Annotated in this window: 14 protein-coding genes and 1 other annotated feature; of the genes, 1 reads left to right on the top strand and 13 read right to left on the bottom strand. The window is 42.6% G+C overall.

Going from position 1 to position 11915, the window contains the following annotated elements:
- Window positions 1–49: 49 nt before the first annotated feature.
- From rplT to ACVC7S_RS01970, 6 genes are all read right to left on the bottom strand, one after another.
- Window positions 50–409 carry a 50S ribosomal protein L20 gene (gene rplT / locus ACVC7S_RS01995; protein ID WP_000124830.1) on the bottom strand — a complete coding sequence of 120 codons (360 nt, stop codon included), beginning with the start codon at window positions 407–409 and terminating at the stop codon, window positions 50–52.
- Between the two features lie 51 nt (window positions 410–460).
- Entirely contained in the window at window positions 461–661 is a 201-nt protein-coding gene (rpmI, locus tag ACVC7S_RS01990; RefSeq protein WP_001125942.1) for a 50S ribosomal protein L35, read from the bottom strand.
- Between the two features lie 32 nt (window positions 662–693).
- Window positions 694–1224, bottom strand: a complete 531-nt coding sequence (infC, locus tag ACVC7S_RS01985) for a translation initiation factor IF-3 (protein WP_000848184.1) — start codon at window positions 1222–1224, stop codon at window positions 694–696.
- A 15-nt stretch (window positions 1225–1239) separates the two neighbouring features.
- Window positions 1240–1371, bottom strand: a sequence feature (ribosomal protein L20 leader region).
- Window positions 1372–1444: 73 nt separating this feature from the next.
- The gene (locus ACVC7S_RS01980; RefSeq protein ID WP_447265987.1) at window positions 1445–3685 is read right to left on the bottom strand and encodes a DNA internalization-related competence protein ComEC/Rec2; all 2241 of its coding nucleotides are present in this window, start codon (window positions 3683–3685) and stop codon (window positions 1445–1447) included.
- On the bottom strand, window positions 3669–4319 hold the full coding sequence (locus tag ACVC7S_RS01975) for a helix-hairpin-helix domain-containing protein (protein ID WP_447265986.1): 651 nt from the start codon (window positions 4317–4319) through the stop codon (window positions 3669–3671). The genes ACVC7S_RS01980 and ACVC7S_RS01975 overlap by 17 nt, the downstream gene beginning before the upstream one ends.
- Window positions 4320–4386: 67 nt before the next feature.
- Complete coding sequence (locus ACVC7S_RS01970; protein WP_447265985.1) at window positions 4387–4956, bottom strand: GNAT family N-acetyltransferase; 570 nt, start codon at window positions 4954–4956, stop codon at window positions 4387–4389.
- Window positions 4957–5132: 176 nt separating this feature from the next.
- Between ACVC7S_RS01970 and ald the strand changes: the two genes are divergently transcribed.
- Entirely contained in the window at window positions 5133–6245 is a 1113-nt protein-coding gene (gene ald, locus ACVC7S_RS01965) for an alanine dehydrogenase (RefSeq protein ID WP_447265984.1), read from the top strand.
- A gap of 48 nt (window positions 6246–6293) precedes the next feature.
- On the opposite strand, the gene ACVC7S_RS01960 is transcribed toward ald, so the two are convergent.
- From ACVC7S_RS01960 to trmFO, 7 genes are all read right to left on the bottom strand, one after another.
- Window positions 6294–7280: a PhoH family protein gene (locus ACVC7S_RS01960; protein ID WP_447265983.1), complete on the bottom strand. Its 987-nt coding sequence runs from the start codon at window positions 7278–7280 to the stop codon at window positions 6294–6296.
- An 80-nt stretch (window positions 7281–7360) separates the two neighbouring features.
- A complete protein-coding gene (locus tag ACVC7S_RS01955) occupies window positions 7361–7576 on the bottom strand; it encodes a YozE family protein (RefSeq protein ID WP_001232084.1) in 216 nt (71 codons plus the stop codon).
- Complete coding sequence (locus ACVC7S_RS01950; protein ID WP_447266043.1) at window positions 7573–8124, bottom strand: GrpB family protein; 552 nt, start codon at window positions 8122–8124, stop codon at window positions 7573–7575. The genes ACVC7S_RS01955 and ACVC7S_RS01950 overlap by 4 nt, the downstream gene beginning before the upstream one ends.
- 65 nt (window positions 8125–8189) lie before the next feature.
- Complete coding sequence (gene cvfB, locus ACVC7S_RS01945; protein ID WP_447265982.1) at window positions 8190–9044, bottom strand: RNA-binding virulence regulatory protein CvfB; 855 nt, start codon at window positions 9042–9044, stop codon at window positions 8190–8192.
- A gap of 59 nt (window positions 9045–9103) precedes the next feature.
- Entirely contained in the window at window positions 9104–9661 is a 558-nt protein-coding gene (gene frr / locus ACVC7S_RS01940; protein ID WP_001262235.1) for a ribosome recycling factor, read from the bottom strand.
- A 7-nt stretch (window positions 9662–9668) separates the two neighbouring features.
- Complete coding sequence (gene pyrH / locus ACVC7S_RS01935; RefSeq protein WP_000002996.1) at window positions 9669–10406, bottom strand: UMP kinase; 738 nt, start codon at window positions 10404–10406, stop codon at window positions 9669–9671.
- Between the two features lie 83 nt (window positions 10407–10489).
- On the bottom strand, window positions 10490–11824 hold the full coding sequence (gene trmFO / locus ACVC7S_RS01930) for a methylenetetrahydrofolate--tRNA-(uracil(54)-C(5))-methyltransferase (FADH(2)-oxidizing) TrmFO (protein ID WP_007518882.1): 1335 nt from the start codon (window positions 11822–11824) through the stop codon (window positions 10490–10492).
- Window positions 11825–11915 lie beyond the last annotated feature (91 nt).

Below are 11915 nucleotides of genomic sequence, written 5' to 3'. Positions count from 1 at the left end.
CCTACTCTTGCGGTAAAAACCACGAGAGTAAGAATGAAACAGTTTGTCATTATTTACCAAGTTTTGCTTTAGCTGCATCTGCAAGAGCTGTGAAAGCTGCTGCATCATTAACAGCCAAGTCAGCAAGCATTTTACGGTTAACTTCGATTTCAGCCAATTTCAAACCATGCATCAATTGTGAGTATGAAAGTCCGTTCAAACGAGCTGCCGCATTGATACGAGTGATCCACAATTTACGGAAGTCACGTTTTTTCTGACGACGGTCACGGTATGCATAGTAGTAAGAGTTCATTACTTGTTCTTTTGCAGTACGGAACAAGATGTGTTTAGCTCCATAGTAACCTTTTGCTAATTTAAGAATACGTTTACGACGTTTGCGTGATACAACGCCACCTTTAACACGTGCCATGTTTTATTTCCTCCAAATATTTCCTAGAATTGTTTACTTACTGTTAGGCTATTATTTCAAGCGAGTAAGCATTGCTTTGATACGTTTGAAATCTCCTGAATGCACCATAGATGCTTTACGAAGATGACGACGTTGTTTCTTAGTTTTTCCGTGGAAACGGTGAGAAGTGTAAGCACGGAAACGTTTAAGTCCACCAGAACCTGTACGTTTGAAACGTTTAGCTGATGCGCGGTGTGTTTTTTGTTTTGGCATGATTTTTTCTCCTTTATTTAACTTTCTGACAATTATTTTTTGTCAGTTGCTGGCGCCAACTGCATGAACATTTGGCGTCCATCCATCTTAGCTCGTTGTTCGATGATTGCAATATCTTGTGTTGCTTCAGCAAACTCGGCTAAAACTTTTGCACCAATCTCTTTATGGGTGATCATACGCCCTTTAAAGCGAATAGATACCTTAACTTTATTTCCTTTTTCAAGGAACTTGCGTGCATTGCGAAGTTTTGTGTCAAAGTCACCCTTGTCAATAGTTGGACTCAGACGAACTTCTTTCACAGTAACAACACTTTGTTTTTTACGTTGTTCTTTTTGCTTTTTCTGATACTCAAATTTGAACTTACCGTAGTCCATAATTTTAGCAACAGGTGGTTTTGCTTGGGGTTGAATCAATACTAAGTCAACATTTGCACTATCAGCTAATGCTTGCGCTTCGCTGAGTGGCTTGATGCCTAGCTGTTCTCCCTCAAGACCGATCAAGCGAACTTCACGTACACGAATTTCATCATTGATGAATAAGTCTTGCTTTGCTATGGTTTTCACCTCTTTTTTATTATTAGAGAAAAACAATAGCGGACTCGTAATGATACAAGCCCGCACGTTATGATAGCGTTTCTTAGAAACTTTTCATCCGTAGGGCCAGGCAACTTGATGTCACAAGGCGAGAAGCTCTCACTTCTGCTTTTCTCAACTTTTATATGATACCAAGTTTTCTATTCCTTGTCAAGATAAAAAGTCAATTTTTCGAAAAAGTTTATCTATTTTATCGCACTGTTTCCATTCGCCAACTCTTCCAACCTTTAAAGCGAGTAGCTCCGTTCTGGTCAGTTCGGTAAATTTTACTATTGATGCTTTCTAGTCGTGCCAAGATTTCCTGATGGGGAAGTTTGGCACGATTGCTCTTTCCAACTGAAATGAGAGTAATGTGCGGTTTGAGCTTCTCTAAAAAAGCTTGACTAGATGAAGTCTTTGAACCATGTTGACCTGCCTTCAATATATCCACCTCTAAGGTAGGGTATTGCTTTAAAAGTTCTTTCTCTCCCTTCTCTTTCAAATTTCCTGTGAAGAGAAAGTGCCTATCCAAAAGTTTTCCATAAAGAACCAGGGAACCATCACGATCCTCATCTTCAATCTTCCTTGGAGATAGGACTTCTAAGTAACTGCCAAAAATCGGTAAATTCTCCCCTGCTGTCACACTGCGTACCTTGGTTTGACTTGCTTCTAGTTCTGCTACAAATTCCTTCTGTGTCAAACTTCCTTTTGATACTAAAATCTCACCGACATGGAAAGCCTTGGTCACCTCCAGCAAATCTCCAACATGCTCCTTGTCTGTATTGGTCAAAACCATCTGATCAATCTTATCTACTCCTCGACTTTTAAGATAGGGAATCAAGTTTCGCTGGGCATTGCTGGTTGTCGACTTTTCTTGCCAAGCTTGGATTTTCTTGTCGGTTTCTGCTTTACCACTCACATCTATAAGAATGGTTTTACCAGTTACATCCCGTAGAAAAATGCTTTCTCCCTGCCCTACATCCAGCATGGTGATTTCATTTTCCAGCGGGTGTTTGGTTAAGAAAAAGAGTCCCACGATAAAGAGGCTGAACCCTGCTAGTCTTTTGATATTTTTCCTAAAGTCATAGACCAAGGCCAATGAAACTAAGAGAAGAATCAAAAGCCATGCGTTGGGTTGGCCAAAGACCAAGGGCCTACTTGCCATCTGCGATACCAAACGAATGATGCTCTCCAACCATTCAAAGACAAGGTTAAGCTGAGTGACTGGGTAAACAAAAGACAGAACGAATAAGATAGACAACAGCGGTAAGAAAACCAAGTCAAACAAGAAGGAAAAGACAAAGGTCAAAAGGATTGACCAAGGCTGAAATTCTGAAAAATAGAAGGATAGAATGGGCAATATTCCCAAGGAAATGACCAGACTTTCTCTGGTAACAGCCTTGAGCCCCTCCCCTTCTTTGCTTGTCATAGTCAAGATAAAAACGTAGGCGCAGGACAAGACACCTCCTGCCGTTAGGAAAAAGTTGGGCGTGATGATAAAGAGGACAAGAACCGTTAAGGCAAAATTATCCAAACCCTTAACACCATGTTGGGCCAGTAACTTTTGCAAGAGACTGCGAATGACCGAAGCTGAGAATCCTGTCAGACCTGCATAGATAAGGGAAAAAGGATAGGTCAGCCACTTCAACTTTTCTTGAGTCAAGCCCAATCGTAAGAGGAGTTTCTTAAAACCATCCATAAAGAAGCCAACCTGCATACCTGACAAGGCAAAGAGATGGATAATACCAAGACTGGAATAAAGCTCATTCATCTCTTCAAAGTCGGTATCCAGATGTCCGAAAAGAAGACCTGTCATATAGTTGCGCATAGGATCTGGAAAGTGCGTCTTGATCCAAACTACAGCCTTTCGACGTAAACAGGACAGATTTTCTCCTATATCCCAACTGCTAATCTTTTTCATTGACTGGATACTCTTGATAGTCAAAGTTTGGTAAATCCCCTGAGTTTTCAGATAGGCTTGGTAGTCAAAGCCACCAAAATTTCTCTGGCCTTCTGGTTCCGAAAGTTTTCCTTCTAGTTCTATCTCATAGAGCTCTGTCAAGGCTTGAAATTGCTCTTTCTCCTCCTCGGACTGGAGTTTATAGTAAACTTGGAAGGTGAGGCCTTCAGTCTTGCCCCGAAAAGATAGACTATCTCCATTAACCTTAATAGTATCTGGTAAAATTCTCACCTTCTCTACAGACGCAACTAAGTCTTGACCAGCTTGTGTCTGTTGCCAGTTTTGAAACAGAAACCAAAAGCCAAAGACTCCACAAATAGCTAGAACTTTACCAGCCGATTTCCAAGGAAATTGGAAAAAGAGACAGATGAGCAAAAAAACGAAGCCCAACAAAGCAAGATAAGATGCTGAGAAAATAGCATAGTAAAGCCAAAGCAACAAAAAGCTCAGATAGATTAGGGGAATAGGGAAATTCTTAATCCACTGTGACATAATCTTTTAGCTTTTCTATGGTCTTAGCGCCAATGCCAGATACTTTCTTGAGTTCATCTACCGACTTGAATTTGCCATTTGCCTCACGATGGTCGATAATATCCTGGGCTCGCTTTCCTCCCAAGCCTTTGACCTGTTTTAGTTCTTCCAGACTAGCTTTATTAAGGTTGATCTTCTTTTCTTTACTTGTCGAAGGAGTCGTTCCAGAGGCAGCCTGCTGACTAGCCGCTTCTTCTCCCTTAGTTGGAACATAGACAAGAGCCTCGTCACTGACTTTCTGAGCGAGATTGAGCGATTTGCTATCTGCCTCCTCTGTCAAGCCACCTGCCTTCTGAACGGCATCATGAACCCGACTACCTACTGGCAAATCATAAATCCCTGGTGATTTAACAGCACCTTTGACATCTACTGTGATTAGATCTTGTTCAGGAGATTCTTCCTTTTCTTCCTTCTTGATTTCCTTTTCAGATGATGAATCCTTTGAAACAGCTGCGACTTCAGCCTGCAAATTTGTTTCTTTCACAGATGTTTGTGAAGTTGGCTTTAGTAGGAAAAATCCGCCCAAGGCCAAACCCAAACCAGCACAAATGAAAATGATTTTATACTCTTTGATTTTCTCGATAATTGCTTCCATATTTTCTCCTCTCTTAAGTTATTCGCAAGAGAAAGAAAAAAACAGTCGAAAATTTCTTTTCAACTGCTTATTTATTTGCAAAATAGTCTTCCTTGGTCAAGACATAATGAACTCTTGTGATCATTCGACCTGGTTCTTTATTATCCATTCTAGCATAAGGTTCTTCGTGGGAAAAGCGCATATCTGATTTCTCCATGACCTTGCCTGATGCAGGATTGTCTTTATCGTGAAGAGCAGTCAACTTGTTCATTCCAATCTGCTCAAAAGCCAGTTCAATCACGGCACGATTGGCTTCTGTCGTCAATCCTTGATTCCAATATTTTTTATTGATAATGTAGCCAATGGCTGCCTTCTTAAGAACAGTATCGATCTTGTGCAAGTCAATGGTACCAATAAACTGACCATTGCTTTTTAGTTCGATTCCCCACCGTCCCAAGGGACTAGCCAAGTAAAACTGAGCTATGTTGTTCTTGGTTTCTTCTAAGCTTTGATTTGTTGGAAAAGTGTAGCGTGTATTTTCTCTGTCTGAGGCATACTCAAACATAGCTTCCGCATCGTCCAAGGTTACAGGTCGGAGCAATAAACGCTCCGTTTCTATAGATGGATACTGGGCAAATTTCACAAATATTGATTCCATGCTTTTTCCTCCATTGGAGCTTGATTCTCACTAGTCTAGCATAAATAAATTTGGATGACAAGTTTTTCTTGATTTTTGAAGCGGTTTCATATACAATAAAACCATCACATTTTTGATTTATGAACTGAAATGTGACAACTAAAACAATCCCGTCAATTGAAAGGTAGGTTATCTCTATGTTAATCGGAATCCCAAAAGAAATTAAAAATAATGAAAACCGTGTTGCCCTCACTCCTGCTGGCGTCCACAGTTTAGTCAGTCGTGGACATCGTGTCCTCATCGAAACAAATGCTGGTCTCGGTTCAGGATTTACTGATGCGGACTATCAAAAGCAAGGAGCTGAGATTGTCGCTACTGCTGCTGAAGCCTGGGCTGCCGAGTTGGTCGTGAAAGTAAAAGAACCACTAGCTTCTGAATATGGATACTTGCGCGACGATCTTCTCCTCTTCACTTACTTGCACATGGCCGCTGCGCCAGAATTAGCAGAAGCTATGTTAGCAGCCAAAACAACAGGAATTGCCTATGAAACTGTTCGTGACAATCAAGGACAACTACCGCTCCTCGTTCCTATGAGTGAGGTTGCAGGTCGTATGGCTGTTCAAATCGGAGCTCACTTCCTTACTAAGCAAGCTGGTGGTTCTGGTGTCCTACTAGGTGGTGTACCAGGTGTTCCAAAAGGAAAAGTAACCATCATCGGTGGTGGTGTCGTCGGTACACATGCTGCCCGCATCGCCCTTGGTCTTGGTGCTCAAGTGACTATTTTAGATATCAGTGCGAAGCGTCTCTCAGTTCTAGAAGAAGTCTTTGGAAACCAAATCCAAACTCTTATGTCTAATTCATTCAACATCGAAGCAAGTGTGAGAGATGCTGATGTGGTGATTGGTGCAGTTCTCATCCCTGGGGCCAAAGCACCGAAATTGGTGACAGATGAGATGGTCAAACAAATGCGTCCTGGCTCAGTCATCGTTGACGTTGCCGTTGATCAAGGTGGCGTTATCGAGACAGCTGACCGTGTGACAACGCACGATGAACCTGTCTATGAAAAATACGGTGTTCTCCACTATGCCGTTGCCAATATCCCTGGTGCGGTTGCACGTACTTCAACCATCGCCCTAACCAATGTCACTCTTCCTTATATCGAAGCATTGGCTGGCAAAGGATTCGCACAAGCAATTGCTGAAGATGAGGGCTTGCGTCAAGGTGTGACCACTTATAAAGGTTACTTGACCAGCCTCCCAGTTGCTCAAGGCCTCGATAAAGATCACACGTCAATCGACGAACTTGTTTAAAGCTAGACACTCATTAAAAAAGCAGTTCAAATCTGAACTGCTCTTTTGCTATTCTGTTTCTTGATTCTTTTCTTCAACCTTAACTGGAGCCGGTTCATAAGCTCGGATAATCTGAGCGACAACTGGATGGCGAACCACATCCTTGGCTGAAAAATGAACAAAGTCGATTTGGTGAATGTTCTTGAGCTTTTCTTGAGCATCAATCAAACCAGACTTAACATTACGTGGTAGGTCAATCTGGCTGATATCTCCATTGACAATCATCTTCGAATTAAATCCTAAACGAGTCAAGAACATCTTCATCTGCATGATGGTCGTATTTTGTGCCTCATCTAAAATGACAAAGGCATCATCCAAGGTCCGCCCACGCATGTAGGCAAGGGGCGCGATTTCGATAATTTCACGCTCCATGAGACGGGTCGTTTGGTCTTTGCCGAGAATCTGATACAAGGCATCATAAACTGGTCGAAGATAAGGATCGACCTTCTCCTTAAGATCACCTGGAAGAAATCCTAGACTCTCACCTGCTTCCACTGCTGGACGAGTGAGGATAATCCGCTTGACTTGCCCACGTTTAAGGGCAGTTACTGCCAAGGTCACTGCAAGAAAGGTCTTCCCTGTCCCTGCAGGTCCGATTCCAAAGGTCACATCATGCTGTTTGACACTGTCCACATAAAGCTTTTGACCCAAGGTTTTGACACGAATAGGCTTCCCTGTATTGTCTTTGATAATTTCTTCTTCGTAAAGGGCGACAAACTTGTCGATTTCATCATTTTTGACCATGCTAATCGCAGTCACCACATCTGGCGTGCCAACCGTCATCCCCCGATTCACCAAGACCATCAAGGCTTGGATAACCTGACGGGCTTCCTCACAGGCAGACTCTTCTCCGATAACCTGGACAATTTCCGTACGAGCATGAATCACCACACCGAGCTCTTCTTCCATCAAACGAAGATGGCGCTCGTTGGATCCAAAAAGATGAAACAGGTCATCTGGATGACTTAGTTGAATGTCTATTGAATGTTCCTTCAAATAAAGAACCTCTCTAATCCGTTTATTTCTTTTTATTATAGCAAAGAGAACAATAAAATACTAGCCTCATCTCATTGTCTCTAGTGTTCTAAGTATTCTTGCCAGATGGCGTCAAAGTCTCCTAGGTTAAAAGAGAAGCTGGCATGCTCCTCCAAAAAGCGACTCACCTCATCAAAATCATCCGTGTGTTTTGGAAAAGCTGACTCCTCAAAAGCGAGATCTGCCAAGATGGCTTTGGGGCTATTACTTTTAGGATTGCGCTCGGTCATGAGCCAAGTGTAAAATGATTTTCTCAATTCTTTCTCCTATCAAGAGTTTTTTGATGACACTTTTCTGATTCTTGAAAATTACTGGACTTAGCCTCTGAAACGTAGTGGTTTATAAAATCTGTTTTCGCATCTGTATAGGCGTCTCGGTTGTGTTCAAATTGTTTCCACAAACTGAGTTTTAATTCCTGATACGCTTGGGCAATATCTGGGTGCTGGCAGAGATAATCTCTAAAATAAATCTCGTCATGATCTCCCGTCATTCGCAAATGTAAATGAAAAACTTTCTCAGCAAATCCCTGCTCTGTATATCCTTTATTTAGCAAAATCCTGTTAGGACTCTCCGACATCACTAGCCAACCATTCTTCACCAATAAATCCCTAACTCTTGCTAAATTCTCTATTCTACCTACTTCTAGCAGAATATCAACGATATTTTTGGCCCAAATATTAGGGATAGCAGTGCTACCGATATGTTCTATTCTTTGAATAACATTTGCACCCAATATTTTTTTCAGACTTGTTTTTTCCGATTCATACCAGTCTTTCCACTCTGACTTGTGCTCTACTAGAAAAATAGGAAAAAGTTACCAGAGTTCCTCTAAACTCATTTCTTCAAGTTTCTTTATCATGTCTATAAGGTTTAAATCAACTCTGTACCAAACTGGTCTTGCTTGATTTTGCCAGCCTTCATCAAGCCACCGAGTGCTTTCTTGAACTGACCTTTAGAGATACCAAAGGTTGCCTTGATATCCTCAGGAGACGACTTATCATTTAAAGTCATGAAACCGCCATTGATTTCCAAGTAGGTCAAAATCATCTGAGCATCATTTTCCAACATTTCAAAGGAACGTGGTTTGAGGGAGAGGTTCAAGGTACGATCCACTTCACGGAAACCGATGACCCGCGCATCTAACACTTGCCCCAAACGTGGCTCTGCGTAGCGCTCACTTGGGTGAATGAAACCAAGCATGTTATTCTCTGGCAGATAGACAAAGGTCCCTGACAGCTTGAGACGGTAAACAATGGCCGGCCAGTTTTGGTTCTGCATGTTGTTGTAAGCAGGACGAGCCAGACGTTGGAAGTCTTCCTGATACGCCAAGAGTCCCCAGATTCGGTCTTTCTTGTCCACTTCAAGGCGGATGTAAAGTTTATCACCCTTCTTAGGCCAGAGTTCCTTGAGCTCAGGGAGAATATCAAGTGACACAACGATTTCCTTGTCAGGTAGACCGGTATCGACAAAGACACCCAAGTCCTTACGAACTTCTGTTACGGTTCCCCAGCCAAATTGGTCCTGAGTGGCAGTCACTTCTAAGGTTGTCAGACGGAGTTTTTGCTTCATATCCGTGTAGGCAAAACCTTTGACCGTATCCCCTACTGTATGTTGGCCTTCTTCCTTGGCAAGGGCGTAGGTCTGACCATCCTTTTGTACAAAGTAAAAACGGTCATTTTCATCGATGATGAGTCCAACGATAAAACTTGCAAGATTTGTATTCATATTTCCTTCTTTCGAATAAAACTCAGCCAGCAATGCCAACTGAGTTTTTCTGTTTATTTTTAGACTTCCAAGATTTCTTTTTCTTTATTGGCAGTCATGTCGTCGATGTGTTTCACAGCGTCGTCTGTTACTTTTTGAATATCTTTTTCAAGAGTCTTCAATTCGTCTTCAGTGATTTCTTTTGCTTTTTCTTGTTTTTTAGCTTCGTCCATAGCGTCGCGGCGGATATTGCGGACAGCTACTTTAGCATTTTCACCGACCTTCTTCACTTCTTTGGCAAGGTCACGACGAGTCTCTTCTGTAAGAGCTGGGATAACCAAGCGGATCACAGAACCATCATTAGCTGGGGTGATACCAAGGTCAGAAGCGTTCAAGGCACGTTCGATGTCCTTCAATGAAGACTTGTCAAATGGTGTTACCAACAAGACACGCGCTTCTGGTATGGTAATTGAAGCGATTTGGTTAAGAGGAGTTTCGACTCCATAGTATTCTACGTGGATACGGTCTAGTAAGCTTGCGTTGGCACGACCGGCGCGGATACCACCGAATTCACGAGCAAGTGATTGGTGAGACTGGGTCATTCTCTCTTTAGCTTTTTCTACAATTGCATTAGCCATAATTTTCTTATTCCTTTTCTTCAATATTGTTTGAAACTGTTGTTCCGATATTTTCACCAAATACGACACGTTTGATGTTGCCTGGTTGGTTCATGTTGAAGACAACCAAGTCAATGTCGTTGTCCATAGAGAGCGTGGAAGCTGTTGAGTCCATGATACGAAGACCTTTGTTGATAACGTCACGATGAGTCAATTCTTCAAACTTAACAGCTGTCTTGTCTTTCTTAGGATCGGCATTGTAAACACCATCGACCCCATTTTTAGCCATAAGGATGGCATCCGCTTCGATTTCAGCTGCACGAAGGGCTGCTGTTGTATCTGTTGAGAAGTAAGGTGAACCAATCCCAGCACCAAAGATAACGATACGGCCTTTTTCAAGGTGGCGAAGGGCACGTCCACGTACGTAAGGTTCTGCCACTTGTTGCATGGCAATGGCAGTTTGCACACGCGTATCGACGCCAACTTGCTGCAATGAATCTGCCATCACAAGAGCATTCATCACGGTCCCAAGCATTCCAGTGTAATCTGCCTGAACACGGTCCATTCCTGCTTCTGCAGCAGGTTCCCCACGCCAGAGATTTCCTCCACCAATAACAAGGGCAATTTCGATACCTAAGCTATGAACTTCTTGAATCTCTTTTGCGATTGTTTGAACTGTTTGGATATCAATCCCTACGCCACGTTCACCGGCAAGGGCTTCACCTGATAACTTGATTAAAATACGTTTATACTTGGGATTCGCCATTTTTACTCTCCTTTTTTTATCCTACCTATTTTATCACAATTTCTAAGATTTTTATAGTGCCATGAGCAATTCTTTCAAAAAAATTAAACCGTTAAAAATTCCTCTAAGTCGGTAAGAGCACGCTCTGCAATTTTTTCATAACGAGCCTTCTTATCACGGATACGCTCGCCATCCAATTCCTTGATAATCCCAAAATTGACATTCATTGGTTGGAAATGTTTGCTATCAGCGTGAGTGATGTAATGAGCTAGACTTCCGATCGCTGTGGTCTCTGGGAAGATAGCTTCACTTTCACCCTTGAAGAGTCGAGCCGCGTTAATACCTGCAACCAAGCCTGAAGCTGCTGACTCAACATAGCCTTCTACACCCGTCATTTGACCAGCAAAGAAAAGATTGGGTTGTTTCTTAGAACGGTAAGTCTGCTCGAGAAGATTTGGTGAATCCATGTAAGAATTGCGGTGCATGACCCCATAACGGACAAACTCAGCATTTTCAAGACCTGGAATCATTTGGAAAACACGCTTTTGCTCCCCCCATTTGAGGTGGGTTTGGAAACCAACGATATTGTAGAGGCTACCAGCCGCATTGTCCTGACGAAGTTGAACAACTGCATAAGGAGTTTTAAATTCGCCATCACGAGGTCCTGTGTAGTCGTCTGGATACTCCAAACCGACTGGCTTCATCGGACCATAAAGCATGGTTTTAATGCCACGCTTAGCCATGACTTCGATAGGCATACAACCTTCAAAGTACTTTTCTTTTTCAAAGGAATTGAGCGGTGCTTCTTCCGCATTGACCAAGGCTTCATGGAAATCCATAAACTCTTGCTTGGTCATTGGAGCATTGAGGTAGGCCGCCTCTCCCTTGTCATAACGAGACTTGAGATAGACCTTGCTCATATCAATGGTGTTGACATCGATAATCGGCGCCGCCGCGTCGTAGAAATAGAAACCATCGCCGTCATTAAGGGCATGAATCTTTTCAGCTAGGGCATCGCTGGTTAAAGGACCAGTAGCGACAACTGTAATAACATCGGTCGGCAATTCTGTAATTTCATCACGAACCACCTCAATCAAGGGGTGGTTGGCCACTTTCTCAGTCACCATTTGGGAGAAACCGTCACGGTCCACCGCAAGGGCACCGCCCGCAGGAACACGTGTAGCTTCAGCAGATTCCAAGATAACAGAACCCAAGCGACGCATTTCTTCCTTGAGAAGACCGACAGCATTTGTCAAAGCATCCCCACGTAAGGAATTGGAACAAACCAATTCAGCAAAATTGTCTGTTTTGTGTTGGGGTGTTGACTTGACACCACGCATTTCATAGAGTTTAACTGGAATACCACGTTCTGCGATTTGGTAAGCTGCTTCAGACCCTGCCAAACCTGCTCCGATAACATTGATATAAGATTGAGACATGACACTAATACCTCTTTGGGTGGAACCTAAGTTCATATCAAAACAAGCTACTAGACTGTTTGACACCCACAAATCTTTCTAAATTTTCTTT

The organism is Streptococcus sp. Z556 (assembly GCF_053010225.1).
The sequence above is the reverse complement of the archived record's forward strand: the minus strand, read 5'-3'. Positions and strand labels throughout refer to the sequence as shown.